Raw genomic sequence first — 16970 nt, forward strand, 5'->3', positions numbered from 1 at the left:
GGGCCGCAAAACGTGTCAAGGAATGTAAGGTTTAATTCCAATGAGCATACGCGGCCGCCGGCTGGCCTGACTATGGATCCCTCCGAACTGACATCCCTTCGAGCATGCCGCGATCCCTCAGCGTCTCCCACGCTTCCCGCACCGCCAGTTTCACGTGCGCGTAGGTCAAGCCGCCCTGCATATAAGCGATATAAGGCTCCCGGATCGGGGCGTCCGCGGACAGCTCCAGACTGCCGCCTTGAATGAAGGTGCCCGCCGCCATAATGACCGGATGCTCGTAACCGGGCATGTCCCACGGCTCAGGGACGACATGAGCGTCTACCGCGGCCGCGCGCTGCACCGCTTGGACGAAAGCGATCAGCGGCGCCTCCGATCCGAAGGCGATCGCTTGGATGAGGTCGGTGCGGGGCTCGTCCCATCCGGGCTTCGTCTCGAAGCCGAGCTGCGCGAATACGGCGGCGGCGAAGATGCTGCCGCGGACCGCCTGCGAGACGAGCAGCGGCGCGAGGAATAAGCCCTGGTAAATCGAGCGCGTCGTGCCGAGCATGGCGCCGACTTCCGCGCCGATGCCCGGCGCCGTCATCCGGAAGGCGGCCTGCTCGACGAGCTCCTGCTTGCCCGCGATATATCCGCCGCTCGCGGCAAGCCCGCCCCCCGGATTTTTGATGAGCGATCCGGCGATCAGGTCGACGCCGACCTCGCACGGCTCGCGGTCTTCCGTAAACTCGCCGTAGCAATTGTCCGCGAAAATAACGGCGTCGGGCTTCAACTCCCGCAGACGGCGAACTATTTCCGCGATCCGGTCGATCGTGAACGAAGACCGCCATTCGTAGCCGCGGGAGCGCTGGATCGCGAACACGCGCGTGCGGGGCGTCACGGCCGCGGCGACTGCCGCAAAGTCCACGCCGCCGTCCGCCAGCAGCGGAATCGACTTCGCTTTAATGCCCCAGTCGGCAAGCGAGCCGATCCCGTCCCCCGGCTTGCCGACGACCTTGCGCAGCGTATCGTAGGGCTCGCCGGTCACGAACAGCATCTCGTCGCCCGGACGCAGCACGCCGAACAGCGCCGTCGAGATCGTGTGCGTGCCCGAAGCAAAATGAGGCCGCACCAGTGCGGCCTCCGATCCGAACACGTCCGCGTACACGAGATCCAGCACCTCGCGCCCTCTGTCGTTATAGCCGTAGCCCGTCGAAGAGGCGAAGTGGTAATCGCTCACTTTATGCTTGCGAAAGGCGCGGATGACCTTCCAGTTGTTCCGTTCCGCGATGCGGTCCGTCTCCGCGAACCGACCTGCGACGAGCGTCTCCGCCCGGTCCGCCAGCCGCTGCCATTCCTGCTCCGATTGTAGTTCGTTCTTGCCGTCGTTTGCCCTCATGTTTCCCTGCTCCCATTTCCGAACCGGCTCGCGCTTACGATTAGACCGAATTCATGTTTTCTACAAAATAATGTTCAAGCGGCCGTCCGTACTTCTCCAGGTCGGCCGGGTTGATGCGAAGCTTAAGCAGCAGACGATCCTCGTCCGTCCCCTGCTCGAGCACTTCGCCTACGCGGTAGGCGAGGGCGGCCAACTCGCCGCGTTCCGCGGGGAGCGACAGCAGCCGGACGTCGCCGAGAAGCTTGTCCTCGATGCGGCGCACGAGCGTGTCCATGTCCCGCGCGCTGAACGCGCTGACGCGCAGCGCGTCCGGGCCGCCGGCGAGCAGTCCGATCGCCGCGGGCGGACATTCGTCGATCTTGTTGTACACGAGCAGCGTCGGCTGGCCGCCGGCGCCCAGATCCGACAGCACCTCGTCCACGACCGCACGCTGCCGGTCCCGCATCGGAGACGAGGCGTCCACGACGTGCAGCAGCAAATCCGCTTCGTTGACCTCTTCGAGCGTCGCCCGGAAAGCCGCTACGAGATCGTGCGGCAGATTCTGGATGAAACCGACCGTATCGGTGAGCAGCACTTCCTTGCCGCTGGGCAGCGACAGCGCGCGGGAAGTCGGATCGAGCGTGGCGAACAGCTTGTTCTCCGCGAGCACGTCCGCGCTCGTAAGCTGCCGCAGCAGCGTGGACTTCCCGGCGTTCGTGTAGCCGACGAGCGCGACCTGGACGACGCCGTTTTTTTTGCGGCGTTCCCGGTGCAGCTTGCGGTGCGCCATCACGCCTTCGAGCTGACGCTTCAGCTCGGATACGCGATTGCGGATATGACGGCGGTCCGTCTCGAGCTTCGTCTCGCCCGGTCCCCGCGTCCCGATGCCGCCGCCGAGACGGGACAGATTTTTGCCTTGTCCGGACAATCTCGGCAGCAGATACGACAGCTGGGCCAGCTCGACTTGCAGGATGCCTTCTCTCGTCTTGGCTCTGCCCGCGAAAATATCGAGGATGAGCTGGGTGCGGTCGATGATCTTGACATCCAGCTCTTCTTCCAGATTTCGAACTTGCACGCCGGACAGCTCCTGATCGAAAATCGCCGTCGTCACCGCTTCTTCGGCAATCCTCGCCTTGATCTCTTGGGCTTTGCCCTTGCCGACGAACCATCTCGTATCCGGGACGTCCCGGTTTTGCATCATCCGTCCGACGACCTCGACGCCAGCGGTATCCGCCAAATTCGCGAGTTCGTCCATCGAATGCTCGGGATCCGCGCCCGATTGACGCACGGCGTCGGTAACCAGGCTGACGAGCAGCGCTCGCTCGCCACGATCGGCACCCGTATCGTAAGTATTAGGCTTCATCTCTATCGGCTGCCTCCAGTGCTTCGAATCGTCACCCTATACTATACCCGCATTGCGGCCGTCTAATTGAACCCCCAGCCGAACGCGGGTCCCGTTGGAGCCCCGGCCGCGGGCAGCGGCTTCAGATCTTCCGGGCGTATGCCGACCAGCTCCTGCCTCGACGGCGAAGCGGACGGAAATTGCTGGAGCAGCCGCACCGCCTGGTTGCGAATCGCGCGTTCCAGCATATTGCGCACGTACCGGGCGTTGCTAAACGGATGTCCCGCCGCTTCTTTTTCCTGCAGCACGTTCTGCTTCAGCTTGGCGACCGCTTGGGGCAGCAGCACGTAATCGCGTTCTCTTGCCATCCCTTCGGCGATCTGCAGCAGCTGGTCCACGGTGAAGTCCGGAAAATCCATCTGGATCGGGAACCGGGACGGAAGCCCCGGGTTCGTCATCATGAACATGTCGATCTCCATCGGATAACCCGCCAGGATCAGCACGAACTGATTGCGATGGTCCTCCATCGCCTTGACGAGCGTATCGATCGCTTCCTTGCCGAAGTCTTTTTCCCCGCCCCGGGCAAGCGAATAGGCCTCGTCGACGAACAGTACGCCGCCGAGCGCCTTTTTCACGAGATCCCGCGTCTTCTGCGCGGTATGGCCGATATACTCGCCGACCAAGTCGGCGCGTTCGACTTCGACCAAATGGCCTTTGGTCAGCAGTCCCATGCTCTGGAAGAGCTTGGCGAGCAGCCTGGCGACGGTCGTCTTGCCGGTACCCGGATTGCCTCTGAAAATCATATGGTATACGTGCGCCTGGCTATGCAGCCCCGCATCGCCCCGGTACTGCGCGATCTGCAGCAGCGCGTAAATCTCGTAGACGAGCTCCTTGACGTTGTCGAGTCCGACCATGCGCTCCAGCTCCTGCTGCCACATGGCCCAAGGACCGGAGGACGGCAGACCGCGTCCCGAGGCCAGCGCCTCCGGACTGGATGCGGCACCGGTCGGCGACGCGTCCTGGCTGCGAAGCACCACGTTGATCTGTCTGGCGGGTCTCGCCGCGGCGGCGCTATCCCGCTCGCCCTGCGCTCTAGCATTCATGACTGGCTCACACCCCGCGGACGAAAAGTCGGCGCGTACGCCGCACTATCAGTCTATTCGAGCCGGTCAGGCATCATGCAACGGCACGTTCAGAGCCACTTCTGAAGCAGCCACTTGGTGTAGGCCAGCACTTCGCGCGACCGATGATAAGCCATATTCATGACCTTCGAATCCGTGACGCTTACCTGCGGACGCTCGTAATCAAGCGCCTCGGCGATGTCGAGCGATCTGGACCCGTGGTATTGATGCGTAACGATGACCGCGGTGCGCCAACCGTGCGCGTCCATGATCGCTTTTGAAAATTTCAGGTTTTCGTACGTACTCGTCGCCTCGGGCTCGATCAAAATCGCCGAAGCGGGCACGCCCCGCTGCCGCAAATAATCGCGCATGCCTTCCGCTTCGGTCAGAACGGCGCCTCCCGCGTCCAGTCCGCCCGTCACGATAAAGCGGCTGAATACGTTCGCCTTGTAGAGCGTCATAGCCTGGTCGAGACGCTCCTGCAACCCGGGACTCGGCTTATTATTCCACAACGACGCGCCCAGCACGATTCCGACGTCCGAAGTTGCAGGCAACCCTTTAGCGGGTTCGCCGTCGAATCGCCCGATGACGACAAACAGGCTGCCGCACCAAAGAAAAAGCGCCAGCAAGCCGGCGCTAACTACATAGACGGCCGTCCGAAGACGCTTTCGGCGCGGACGGACGACAGGCTTGGACGCGCTAGGTCCGGGATGCGAGGCCCCGCTCACGGCGTACCGCTCTCCCAGCCGAGACGTTCGAGAAACAGCTTGCGGTGTTTAAGGCTCATATCGAAATAAGGAAACTTTTTCTGACGGATCAGCGACAGCAGCCGCTGCGCGGTCCGATGTGCCATAGCCGAGTCGCGGGGGGTAATATGGCCGTCGTCAAGCGCCTCCTCCAGCTCGTCCTCGTCCAGCAGCAGCGTCTCTCCGGTCGGCAGCACGACGATGTCGAGATACAGGTCGTCGAACCAAGGCACCTGCTGGTCGGTCAGACCTTGCGTTTTGCAAATATCGATATACCATTGAACGACCTGGCCGCGCTGATCGAACATCGTCGTCACGACGAAGTGCTCCCCCCGCGGATAATGCTGCGTCCACAGATATCCTTTGTCCGCAAGGCACATCCGCTTGCCGTTATACTCTTTCCAGAGCGGATCGCGCAGGTCTTGAATCCGGTACAGCGTCACAAACCCGCGGAAATAAGGTTCGTCCATGGGGATGCATGCATAATTTTTTTTCAAGATGCGGCGCCAATTGGCCCGGTCGGAAAATTTTCGTTTCATAAATCCTCTCTCGTTCACGATAATCAGGTTTACACAAAGCTTACCACAACTTGCCTTCTTGAACCAGTTAAGCCCACCCTGCGCGACGGCAAGCGTCTGCCGGATTTCCGATCGACGGCAAAATTACCGCAGCGCCTTGCTCATCCTGACATGCAAAATGCCGGCGTCATAGAACGGTTCTTCGGAGATCGTCGTGTACCCCAGCTTCGCGTAAAAAGGCTCTGCGCTGCATTGCGCGTCCAGGATGGCGCTCTCGTATCCCATCTCCGCCGCGTCCCTCTCCATCGCCGTCACGATAAAACGGCCGATCGAACGGCCTCGGTAGGGGAGCCTGACGGCGATGCGCTGCAGCTTGGCTACTCCGGGCTCAAACGTTTTCCAGCGGGCGGCAGCTACGGGCTTTTCGTCGTCCGTCGCCAGAAAATGCCTGCAGGCACAAGGGGACGCATCGTATTCGTCAACCTCTTCCTCGGGCGAAACGCCTTGTTCCTGCACGAATACTTCCATCCGAACGGCCAGGCTTTGTTCCAATTCGCTTTGCTCGGTTATCAATTTGCATTCCACGCGCGATTCCTCCCGCTTATTCTCTCTCTGCAATGAACCTATTTTGTACAATAAACGAAAAAAAGACAAGCGCGGACGCGCTTGTCTTAAGCAGAGCGGGTTCGATACGGATTTAAGGAGCGACCTGACCCGCAGCGTCGGTCGCGGCGTCGGTTGCTACTCCGGTATCGTCTTTGTACTTCTTCTCTTTTTTGCCCTTCTGGTCGGCGGTCGCCGTACTGGTCGGCAGCACCGTCGGCGAGGCCGTCGCTCGGGCCACTGGCCCCGTCGACGCCGTCGCCTGCGGAGATGGCGTCGGCGTCGCCGAAGGTGTCGGGGTCGGGGTCGCGGAAGGCGACGTCGTATCCGTCGGCGTCTGTTGTCCGCCGTCCGGCGTCGGGTCGCCTTGATCGCCTCCGTCTCCTTCATCCGGAACGTCCGTGCCGTCGCTCGGCGGTTCGGTCGACTCTTCCGGGGTTGGCGTCGGCGTCGGCTCCAGCTCGGTCGTCACATCTACGGTGACGCGATTCGATTCGGCCCCCTCCGTTCCGGTTTTCGGATCGTACGGCTTCACGTAGTACGTGTACGTCGTGTCCGGCAGAATCGACAGATCTTCGGCCGACGGCGTCACGGACTCGACCAGCAACTTGAACTGGGATTCGCCGCTCGCCTGACGGTAAATCTTGTACGTGATATCGTCGCCCGGCACCGCGGTCCAGTTCAATGCGACCGATACCTGCTGGGAGTCGTAAACGCCGGTCAGATCCGTGATCGCCTGATCCGCCGTCGGCGTCGGGGTCGGCTGCTCCTGCGCCTGATCCGGCACGGGGAACGATTGCTTCGCTTTGCCCTCGAGCGCCTTTTTCATGACTTTGGAGAACAAAGCCGCCGCCTGGCCGCTGCTCTTTTTGACGTAATGGTCCTTGTCGGTCTTGTCGTAGCCCATCCAGACGGCCGCCGTGTACTCCGGCGTATAGCCGACGAACCAGACGTCGCGGTTGCCGCTGGAGCTGACGCCTTTGAGCCCGAGCTGCGTCGTGCCGGTCTTGCCGGCGACGGTCCGGCCGCTGATCTGCGCTTTCGTGCCCGTACCGCCGCTTACGACGCCCTTCATGATCTCGGTCACGTAGTAGGCGGTCATCGGCTTGATCACTTGATTGTCGCCGGGCGCCTTGAACGTATAGACCGCCTTGCCGGAGGCGTCGGTGATCTTCAGCACGGCGTGCGCGTCCTGCAGCTGTCCGCCGTTAGCGAACGTGCCGTAGGCGCGGACCATCTGAACAGGGGTAACGCCTTTGGTCAGCCCCCCGAGCGCGATTGCGAGGTTGCGGTCGTCCTTGTCGAGATCGATGCCGAGCTTGGCGGCGAATTTGACGCCCGTGGACACGCCGATCTCGTTAAGCAGCCAGACGGCCGGCTGGTTGATCGAGCCTTTGATCGCATCCTTCATCGCGATGGCCCCGACATAAGGGTTCTTGTTCGAATCCTTCGGGCAGTATTTGCCGTTGTTGTAACAGATCTTGTCGTCACGCAGCGTCGAATCCGGCGTATAATTCCCGGTCTCGAGCGCCGGTCCGTAGGAGACGATCGGCTTGAACGAGGAACCGGGCTGCCGCTGGCTCTCCACCCGGTTGAGCCCGCTCTTCTGGTAGTCGCGGCCGCCGACCATCGCCTTGAGCGAGCCGTCGTGCTGGTCCATGATGACCATCGAGCCCTGGATCGGGATGTCGTCATTGCTTGTCTCGAAGTTGGCGTCCTTGGAAAACTCGCTCTCCATCGCGCTTTGGGCGGCCGTGTCGATCGTCGTATAGATCGTATAGCCTCCCGACAGCAGCTCTTCCTCCGTCAGATTCAGCTTCTCGAGCGCTTCGTCGATCGCATAATCCGTGTAGCTGGCGAACTTGCTCGTATTCGTCATCGCCATCGAAGGCTTGTAGACGATCGCCGCGGCCGCCGCCCGCTCTTCCTCCGTGATGAGGCCTTGATCCGTCATGAGACGCAGCACGACGCCGCGGCGTTCCATGGAGTTGTCAGGATGCTTGTAAGGATTGTAAATGCTCGGCCCCTTCGGGATCGCGGCCAGCGTGGCGATCTGCCATGTCTTCAGCTGATCGAGATCGCCGACGCCGAAGTAAAACTTCGCCGCCGTCTTGATGCCGTATTGCCCGTTGCCGAAGTAGATCCTGTTCAGGTACAGCTCGAGAATCTCTTCCTTCGTCTTGTGCCGCTCGAGCGCGAGCGCGATCGACGCCTCCGTGCCTTTGCGGAACCACGTTTTGTCCGCGTTCAGGAACAGATTGCGGGCGAGCTGCTGGGTGATCGTGCTGGCGCCTTCGACCATGCTGCGGGCGACGACGTCCTTCGCGAGCGCCCGGCCGATGCCGAACAGGTCGACGCCGCCGTGCTCGTAGAACCGTTTGTCCTCGACCGCGACGAAGGCATCGCGGACGGCTTGCGGAATATCTTTGTACTGCACGTATTCGCGGTTGCCGCCCGCGATCGATATTTTGGCGATTTGATTGCCGTTTGCGTCGGCTACGATCGTCGAGCGGTCGAGATCGAGTTTGTTGAGGTTGGCCGACAATACGCGTTCGCCGTTTAAAATGACGAGCAGGTACGCGACCGCCGCGGCAAGAACAGCCAGTACGGCGATGCAGATGATCCAAATGAGAGCGACTTTGCCCCGACCGCGCTTGCGCGGGGGCTTGCCGCTTTTCCCGCTGCGGGACGGTTTCGGTGCTGACTGAGCCAATGGCTTTTCTCCCCTTTTACAGTACGATTTTTCTCTGTCTATACCATACCCGCTCAAAAGAAGAACAACCCAAGTGTTGGGTTGCCCTGTGGCCTGGCTATTCAATTAGACGCTGAAGGGGGGTGAAAGGTTTCGTTAACGGAGCTGCGCGCGCGCACGCGTCAAGCGTTGGCCCCGGCGTCCTGCTGCTGAAGGGATACGTTGCGCTGCGGCATGAACGTGCTGATGGCATGCTTGTACACCATCTGCTGCCGGCCGTCGCTGTCGATGACGATCGTGAAGTTGTCGAAGGCGCGGACGACGCCGCGAATCTGAAAGCCGTTGGTCAAGTAAACGGTGACGGGCACGCTATCCTTGCGCAGTTGATTCAGAAACGTATCCTGGATGTTTATGGACTTGTTCATTACCGGTATCCCCCATCGCCATTAATTTCTTGTGTAAGATTATATTCAAAGCTCATTTTAACTTTCCTGCTATTATAGCATAGATCATTGGATAAAGATCGGAGATTTTTGCGGCGCCGTCGGCGTCGATCCAAACCAAGTCCTGCATGTGGCGGAACCAGGAGAGCTGGCGCTTGGCGAACCGCCGCGTATCCCGCTTGAGCATCGTTACCGCATCTTCGTACGCGATGCGGCCTTCGAGGTACGCGGTCATCTCCTTGTAACCGAGCGCCTGCATGGAAACGGACGACGAGGACAGTCCTGCCTCCAGCAGCCCCCGTACCTCCTCCTCGAGCCCTTGCGCCAGCATGTCGTCGACCCGTTGGTCGATGCGCGCGTACAGCTTGGCCCGATCCATATGGAGTCCGAGCAGCACGAGGTTATACGGCGATTCCTTGCGGTCCCCGCGCGCCTCGCCAAGCTGCTCCGACGCGGGACGTCCTGTCGTCGCATGGATTTCCAGCGCGCGGATGACGCGCCGGACGTCGTTCGGATGGAGTCTCGACGCGGTCGCCGGATCGACGGCCGACAGCTTCGCGTGGAGCGCTTCGGCGCCTTCCGTATCGGCGATCGCCTGCATCGACGCTCGGAATTCGGGATCGCTGCCCGACGGCTGAAATCCGAACCCGTAGCAGACCGACTCGACGTACAATCCCGTGCCGCCGACGATAAAAGGAATGCGCCCGCGACCCTGAATGTCCCGGATCGCCTCCCCGCAGGCCGCCTGGAAGTCTGCTGCCGAGAACGGCTCAGCCGGATTCTTGATGTCGATCAGATGGTGCGGGACGCCCTCGCGCTCGGCGAACGGCAGCTTGGCCGTGCCGATATCCATCCCCCTGTATACCTGCATCGAATCCCCGCTGATAATCTCGCAATCGAACGTCTTGGCGATCGCGAGGCTCGCCGCCGTCTTGCCGACGGCCGTCGGTCCGACCAGCGCGATCAGCGGAGGCTTGTTGTTCGTCATTGAATCCCGATCACTCCATAGTCCACGGCCGAATAGGAAGTCCGGACGCGCCGGAACCCGTGCCGTTCAAATTCGCCGCTCGTCTTGTGGTCCTTCAGCACGACGGCGCGGCGGGCAACCCGTCTCGCCTCCGCGATCGCCTCGGCGGCGAGGGACCGGTCCTCCGCGTGAACACGGAGCGGCCTTAAGGAAGCCGAACCGAGGACGGGCTTCGCGAACATCGGGTCGAAGTAGACGATATCCGCGCTGCGGTCTTGCATGCCGCGCAGCGCCTGCAGGTGCTCGCCATGCCTCACGTTCACCCTGCGCATCGCCTCGTCGAGCTCGGGCATTCCGCTTTCGTACGCCTTCAGCCCTTCTCTGACGATCATGTACAGAATGCGCGACGCTTCGATGGCAGTCACGCTGCCGCCGTCCCCCGCGGCGAAGGACAGGACGAGCGCGTCGGCTCCGAGGCCCGCCGTGCAATCGACGACGACGTCGCCGGACCGCACGCCCGACGCTTCGATGAGCGCGTCGCCGCCGCCCTCGAGCAGTCGCTTGACCCTGATCTGCGCCATGCTTGGATGGTAGAAAAGCGGCTCCGCGCCGTCCGCTCTGTACCGCAAGCCTTGCGGTCCCGCGACAAGGATGCCGCCGGCGGCATCCTTGTACTTGCGGGCGAGCCCTGCCAGCGTCTCGCGGCGCCGCTCGGCGAAGCGGCAGCCGAGTTCGACCGCCAGCCCGCGAGCGTAGGCCGCCAGCGCCGGGTCCGGCTTTTCCGCGGTCGTCACGATCAAGACATCACCCGCTTGAACATTTTCTCGAGCTCGTACGTCGTGAAGCTGACGACGATGGGCCGGCCGTGCGGACAGGTATAAGGCTGCTTGCAAGCGGCCAGCCTGCGGAGCAGCGTCTCGCCGGCTTCGCGCGTCAGCGCTTGGTTGGCCTTGATCGAAGCTTTGCAGGAGCACAGGATCGCCGCTTTCTCGCGGATCTTATGAAGATCGATGCCTCGCTCCTTCAGGATCCACTCCGCCATCTCCCGCACGATGTCCGCCTCGTCCCCTTCGGGGAGCCAGTGCGGCACGGCCCGTACGATAAAGGTATTGCCCCCGAAGTCTTCGAGATATACGCCCGCGAGCTCGAACCAGGGGAGCTTGCCTCGGATGGCCGCATACTCGTCCGGCGCGAAGGAGAGCGTGACCGGGAGCAGCAGCTCCTGGCTCGCGGCCGCCGGATCGCCGAACTTTTCGTAGTAGATCTCATAATGAATGCGCTCGTGCGCGGCATGCTGATCGATCAGGTACAAGCCGCCGTCGTTCTGGGCGACGATGTACGTGCCGTGCAGCTGGCCGATCCAGTAGAGCTCGGGAAACTCGGGCTTCGTATCCGCGGCCGCGGCGCCGAACGCCGCCCGCCACACTTGATCGGGCAGCTTGCCTTGCTCCTGTCCCCGACTTCTGTCGTTCCAGGGATCGCGCGCCGGCGCGGCATAGCCGCCGCCGGTCGGACGCGCTTCGCGAACCGCGTCCTGGCGCGGGCCGGGCGAAGGCGCAACCGAAGGCGGGACGTACGGCGGTCGGCTGGCGGCGCTGTCCCGTTTTCTTTCCCCGTTTCCGGATAAAGTTGAATCCGCATTTTTTGATAAAGCGGACGATTCGTACGGCTGCCGGCCCTCTGCAGGCAATATTGGCTCGGCTCTGGCTGCCTCGCCGCTTGGCGCAGCCTCCAGTCGGGCTGTCGACGGTTGTTCGGCGCCCGTCTGCGTATCGCCCCGATCCGCTGCCGGTTCCGACTCGACCGGGGGAAGCTGGAACCGAATTTGCTCCTGCTGCCAGGTCTCGGGCTTCGGCTTGCGAACGGCCGTGCCCGAAGGGATATAGGCATATGACTCGAGCGCCTGCTTGACGGCCGCCTCGACAAACGCGCGCAGCTCGGTTTCTTTGCTAAAGCGGACCTCGAGCTTGGCGGGGTGAACGTTCACGTCCAGCAGCGACGGATGCATCCGCAGGTGCAATACGGACAACGGATAACGATTGATCGGAAGCAGCGTGTGATAAGCCTGAAGCAGCGGCTGGACGACGGCCGGGCTGCGCACGAACCGCCCGTTGACGATGATCGTCACCGCTGTTCGGCTCGCGCGCGTCTCGATCGGCATGGCGGTAAGGCCGGACAGCGAAAAATCTGGGCCGTCAGCCTGCACCTCCAGCATCGCCTTGGCGGGTCCCGAGCCGTAGATGGCCGCGACGACCTGCCGCAGATCGCCGTTCCCCGGCGTCCGCAGAAGGACGGAGCCGTTGTGCGAGAACGTAAACGCGACGTCCGGACGCGCAAGCGCCTGCCTGTAAACGACGTCGGACAGATGCGACAGCTCCGTCTGGATCGTGCGCATATATTTGAGCCGTGCCGGCGTGTTGTAAAAAAGCTCTTTGACCGACATGTCCGTGCCTTGCGGCGACGCTGCGTCCTCGTGGCGCTTGACCGTGCCGCCCTCGATCTCGAGCAGCCGGCCGAGCCCGCCGGATTCGGAGGCGCTCAGACAGCGGACTTTGGCGACGGACGCGATACTCGGCAGGGCTTCGCCCCGGAAGCCGAGCGTCGAGATCTGGAACAGGTCGCGTCCGCTCGCGATCTTGCTCGTCGCGTGGCGCTGGAAGGCGACGAGCAGGTCGTCCGCTTGGATGCCCGCTCCGTCGTCCACGACCCGGATCAGCGAGAGGCCGCCCTCCTCCGCGGTAATGTCGACGTGCTTGGCGCCGGCGTCTACCGCGTTCTCGATCAGCTCCTTGAGCACGGAAGCCGGACGCTCGACGACCTCGCCGGCCGCGATCTGATTCGATAGATGCTCGTCCAGCTGGATGATGATCCCCATGTTCGTCCCCCCTTCCTAGCTTTCGGCAGCGGTCGTCAAGCCGCCGAATCGTAAAGCGTGACCGTGCCGTCGCCTACTGCCGCCCAGGTCAGATTGGCGAACCACTTGGACAGCAGCCGCACGTCGATGTAGCTGACGCCGTTTTTGACGATGACGTGGCTGTCCGAAGCGGCAAGCCGATGCGTCGTTCCGTCCTTGTCGAGCACGATCTGCCGGGCTTTGGCATCGTAGCTCAGCTTCGCTTCGGAGGCGAGGGCCCCCAGCTTCGAGCTAACGTACCAGACGCCGTTTTTCTTGATGACGGATCCGGCGTCGGCCGTGCGAATGCCGTTGACGACGAGCGCGCCTCTGCCGACGGTCAACCTGACGTCCCCGCCTCCGGCAAGCCGATAAGCCGCAAGCAGCTGCTGGAGGCCGCCCGTGACGGCGACGTCGGGCGTCAGCCCGACCTTGTCCACCTTTTTGCCGCCTGGCGTCTTGTATTCTTGCACGGTCACCTTGAGCGTGCCGCCCGAAGCGACGGGAATGAGCTGCTGAATGACGCCTTTGCCGTACGTCTTCGTGCCGACCAGCTTGGCGACGCCGTATTCCTGCAGCGCGCCGGACAGCAGCTCCGTCGCGCTCGCGCTGCCGCCGTCGACGAGAATGTAAACGGGATAGTCGCGTTTCTCGCCGTGCAGCTCGATCGGGGTGTCCTTGCCGTCGCGGTCGGCTACGTGCGCCAGGATGCCGTCGGCGACGAACAGCGCGCCGATCTGCTGGGCTTGGTCCACGTAGCCGCCTCCGTTGCCGCGAAGGTCGACGACGAGGGACGTCATTCCCTGTCCTTCAAGCGATTGCAGCTGCGCTTTGAACTTGGCAGCGGCATCCGCGGAGAAGGAATCCAAGCGAAGGTAGCCGACGCCGGCGCCCATCAGGCGCGACGTCGCGACCGGCAGCTGCATCGAGGTCCGCGCGACCAGAAACTGCAGCTTGACCAACCCCCGCTTGACGCCGACGTTGACTGTCGAGCCTTCCTTGCCTGCGGCCATGACCTGGATCGCGTCGATCGACTTGCCCGCGGTCGCCGCGCCGTCGATCGAGACGAGCGCGTCGCCCGGCATTAGGCCGGCCTTGAAGGCCGGGCTGTCCGGCACGACGTTCTCAAGGTACGTGATCCCGTCGTCCTGAGACATGACGATGCCGATGCCGACGAACGACTGGTTGATCGCGTTGGAGAAGCTTTGCAGCTCTTCAGGCGAGAAATACTGCGTATACGGATCGTCAAGCGAGCCGATCATCGCTTCGATCTCGGACTCGTTCAGTTTATCGTCCGTAGGCTTGCTGATATGGTACTCTTCCAGCAGCTGGCGCACTTCGTTGACTTGATCCTGGGTAGCGGCGCCGGCGACCGCCGGAAGCCATAGGACGGACAATGCCAGACACAAAGCCGTCTTGAGCAGCATGCCCGCCGTTCCTTTTTGTTTTTTCAAATTCAATCCCCTTTTCCGATCAGTTGATTGCGAGCGTCGTTCAGCCATTCCAGCGCCTGCAGCGGCGTCATGCGCATGACGTCGAGCTTGCGCATCTTGTCGAGCAGCTTGTCCGCTTCGGACGGTCTCGACTTCGCCGTTTTCGCTTCGGCTGCGGCGGCGGCTTCTTCAAACATCGACAGCTGTTGGATGCCGCCGGCCGCTACCGCTGCCGCGGCCGGTTCGCGCTCCGCGACCGAATCTGCCGCCGCTTGTTCCGTAGACGAAGCAGCCGCGGCATACGCCGGGAACGAAGCCGGCGAAGCAACGGCGCCGTCTGTCGCGTCCTCCGGCGGGCTTGGCGCCGCGCCGGCGGCTTCGAGCAATCCGTACGCTCTCTGGACGATCGAATCCGGCAAGCCGGCGAGCTGCGCGCAGTAAATGCCGAAGCTGGAATCCGCCGCGCCGGCCACGAGCTTGCGAAGGAACGTGACGCCGTCCGCGCTTTCCTTGACGGCCATGCAGCCGTTGCGAAGCCCCCCGAGCGTCTCCTCGAGGTGGGCCAGCTCATGGTAATGCGTGGAGACAAGCGCCTTGCAGCCGATCCGGTCGTGCACGTATTCGATGACGGATTGGGCGATCGCCATGCCCTCGTCCGTCGAAGTGCCGCGGCCGAGCTCGTCGATGATAACCAAGCTGCGCTCCGTTGCCTGTTCGGTCATGATCTGAATGTCCTTCATTTCCACCATGAACGTGCTCTGCCCGCCAACGAGATCGTCGGCCGCGCCGATCCGCGTGAAGATGCGGTCGACCATCGGCAGCTCGGCGCGGGCCGCAGGCACGAAGCAGCCGATCTGGGCCATGATGCAGATCATCGCGACCTGCCGCATATACGTGCTCTTGCCCGCCATGTTCGGACCCGTGATGAGCAGGATCGGACCGCCTTCGCGCGTAAGCGATGCGTCGTTCGAGATGTAGGCGCTCCCTTCGGTGACGGCTTCAACGACGGGATGCCGGCCTCCCGATACGTTCAGGTCGTAGCCGTCGCTCCAGGTCGGCCTGACGTACCGCCTCTCCGCGCTGACCTCGGCCAGCGACTGCAGGACGTCGAGGCTCGCCACGCGTTCGGCCAACTGCTGCAGCCTGGGGATATGAAGGGCGATCTCGTCGCGCAGGGCGGCGAACAGCTCGTACTCCAGGTCCACCATACGCTCCTCCGCCTCGAGGATGAGCGATTCCTTTTCCTTCAGCTCCGGCGTGACGTAGCGCTCGGCGTTGGCCAGCGTCTGCTTGCGCTCGTACCGGCCCTCGGGCAGCGTGCCGAGATTGGCCCGCGTCACCTCAAGGTAGTAGCCGAACACTTTGTTGAAGCCGATCTTCAGCGACTTGATGCCCGTCGCCTCGCGCTCCCGCCGCTCGAGCTCGGCGATCCAGGTCTTGCCGTTCTTGCTCGCCTCGCGAAGCTCGTCCAGCCGCTCGTGAAACCCGGGACGGATCAGTCCGCCCTCGCGCACCGACACCGGCGGCTCTCCCGCGATCGCGTCCGCGATCGAAAGCGCGAGATCCTCGCAGGCATCAAGCGACCGCGACAATGCGGACAGCGGCCCGGAACCGAGCTCCGCGCAAATGTCCTTGAGCGCCGGAATGCGCGAGAGCGACGCCCCGAGCGCGTTCAGGTCACGCGCGTTGGCCGTGCCGTAGGCGATCCGCCCGACCAGCCGCTCAAGGTCGTAAATCTCCGACAGCGCGGCGCGCAGATCCTCGCGCAACATCCAGTTGCCGTGCAGCGCCTCGACGGCGTCGAGCCGCTCGTCCGCGGCCGCCCGGTCGAGCAGCGGCTGGTCGATCCACCGCTTGAGCTGGCGCGCGCCCATCGCCGTGCGCGTGCGGTCGAGCAGCCACAGCAGCGAGCCCTTGCGGGCGCGGTCGCGCACCGTCTCGGTCAGCTCGAGGTTGCGCCGCGTGAAGGCGTCGAGCGCCATGAATTGCTGCGGATCGTAGCTCTTGACCGCCCGCACGTGGGCAAGCGACCGCTTTTGCGTCTCGCCGAGATATGCGGCGAGACGAGCGACGGCCAGCTTTCTTACCGGCTCGTGCCTTTCCCACCGCTCTTCGGGGAACTGCTCGGCTAATCGTTCGCCCGGTTCCTGCGCTTGCGATCTGACCGTCGTGACCAGCGCTCTGCCCGACGCCCGGGACGCCTCTTCCAAAATGGCGAGCGCCCGCTCGTCGCCGACGGCCTCGGAAGGCCGATAGACGTTCAGCTCGTTTTTAACCGGCTCCGCGGACGCGGCGAACGAAGTCACGTACATCTCGCCTGTCGTCAGATCGCACGCGGCGAGTCCGAATCGGCCTTCGAGCTCGGCGGCGCCGACGATAAAGTTGTTCGCGCCGCCCGTGAGCGACTTCGTCTCCATCACCGTGCCCGGCGTGACGATGCGCACGATCTCGCGCTTCACGACGCCCTTGGCCGCCTTCGGATCTTCCACTTGCTCGCAAATCGCGACTTTGTAGCCTTTGTCGACCAGCCTTGCTATGTAACCTTCTGCCGAGTGATGGGGGACGCCGCACATCGGAATGCGCTCTTCCTGCCCCGCTCCCCTGCCGGTCAGCGTAATCTCGAGCTCGCGGGACGCCGTAAGGGCGTCTTCGAAAAACATTTCATAGAAATCGCCCAGGCGGAAGAACAAAAGGGCATCCTTCGCCTCTTCCTTCACGGACAAATACTGCTGCATCATCGGGGTATAGCCGGCCATAGAATCCTCCAATTTGTCGCACTGAACTCATCTATCTATTATACCAAGCTTTGCGAGGTTCGTCGTGGTCGGCGCGGAAACTGGCAGAAACTAGGGGCGAAA

General features: G+C 62.8%; 13 protein-coding genes. All 13 read right to left on the reverse strand.

The window, feature by feature from the left end; all coding sequences use genetic code 11:
- Positions 1 to 70: 70 nt before the first annotated feature.
- Positions 71 to 1375 carry a methionine gamma-lyase family protein gene (locus BM235_RS10730; protein WP_090112611.1) on the reverse strand — a complete coding sequence of 435 codons (1305 nt, stop codon included), beginning with the start codon at positions 1373 to 1375 and terminating at the stop codon, positions 71 to 73.
- A 40-nt stretch (positions 1376 to 1415) separates the two neighbouring features.
- A complete protein-coding gene (gene hflX, locus BM235_RS10735) occupies positions 1416 to 2717 on the reverse strand; it encodes a GTPase HflX (RefSeq protein ID WP_090112613.1) in 1302 nt (433 codons plus the stop codon).
- A gap of 62 nt (positions 2718 to 2779) precedes the next feature.
- Complete coding sequence (locus BM235_RS10740) at positions 2780 to 3799, reverse strand: AAA family ATPase (protein WP_090112615.1); 1020 nt, start codon at positions 3797 to 3799, stop codon at positions 2780 to 2782.
- A gap of 89 nt (positions 3800 to 3888) precedes the next feature.
- The gene (locus BM235_RS10745; protein WP_255374308.1) at positions 3889 to 4545 is read right to left on the reverse strand and encodes a YdcF family protein; all 657 of its coding nucleotides are present in this window, start codon (positions 4543 to 4545) and stop codon (positions 3889 to 3891) included.
- Positions 4542 to 5102 (reverse strand): ribonuclease FAU-1 family protein, encoded by a 561-nt coding sequence (locus BM235_RS10750; RefSeq protein ID WP_090112617.1) that lies wholly within the window; start codon positions 5100 to 5102, stop codon positions 4542 to 4544. The genes BM235_RS10745 and BM235_RS10750 overlap by 4 nt, the downstream gene beginning before the upstream one ends.
- A 123-nt stretch (positions 5103 to 5225) precedes the next feature.
- Positions 5226 to 5666: a GNAT family N-acetyltransferase gene (locus tag BM235_RS10755; protein WP_255374309.1), complete on the reverse strand. Its 441-nt coding sequence runs from the start codon at positions 5664 to 5666 to the stop codon at positions 5226 to 5228.
- 112 nt (positions 5667 to 5778) lie between these two features.
- A complete protein-coding gene (locus BM235_RS10760; RefSeq protein ID WP_090112619.1) occupies positions 5779 to 8397 on the reverse strand; it encodes a transglycosylase domain-containing protein in 2619 nt (872 codons plus the stop codon).
- 161 nt (positions 8398 to 8558) lie between these two features.
- Entirely contained in the window at positions 8559 to 8801 is a 243-nt protein-coding gene (gene hfq, locus BM235_RS10765) for an RNA chaperone Hfq (RefSeq protein WP_090112621.1), read from the reverse strand.
- A gap of 52 nt (positions 8802 to 8853) precedes the next feature.
- A complete protein-coding gene (gene miaA / locus BM235_RS10770) occupies positions 8854 to 9807 on the reverse strand; it encodes a tRNA (adenosine(37)-N6)-dimethylallyltransferase MiaA (protein ID WP_090112623.1) in 954 nt (317 codons plus the stop codon).
- Positions 9804 to 10580 (reverse strand): class I SAM-dependent methyltransferase, encoded by a 777-nt coding sequence (locus BM235_RS10775; RefSeq protein ID WP_369803507.1) that lies wholly within the window; start codon positions 10578 to 10580, stop codon positions 9804 to 9806. The genes miaA and BM235_RS10775 overlap by 4 nt, the downstream gene beginning before the upstream one ends.
- 2 nt (positions 10581 to 10582) lie before the next feature.
- Positions 10583 to 12661 carry a DNA mismatch repair endonuclease MutL gene (gene mutL / locus BM235_RS10780; RefSeq protein WP_090112627.1) on the reverse strand — a complete coding sequence of 693 codons (2079 nt, stop codon included), beginning with the start codon at positions 12659 to 12661 and terminating at the stop codon, positions 10583 to 10585.
- Positions 12662 to 12696: 35 nt separating this feature from the next.
- Positions 12697 to 14133 (reverse strand): S41 family peptidase, encoded by a 1437-nt coding sequence (locus BM235_RS10785; protein WP_158543742.1) that lies wholly within the window; start codon positions 14131 to 14133, stop codon positions 12697 to 12699.
- Positions 14134 to 14135: 2 nt separating this feature from the next.
- On the reverse strand, positions 14136 to 16868 hold the full coding sequence (gene mutS, locus BM235_RS10790) for a DNA mismatch repair protein MutS (RefSeq protein ID WP_090112630.1): 2733 nt from the start codon (positions 16866 to 16868) through the stop codon (positions 14136 to 14138).
- Positions 16869 to 16970 lie beyond the last annotated feature (102 nt).

The organism is Cohnella sp. OV330, assembly GCF_900112065.1.
Taxonomy (GTDB): domain Bacteria; phylum Bacillota; class Bacilli; order Paenibacillales; family Paenibacillaceae; genus Cohnella.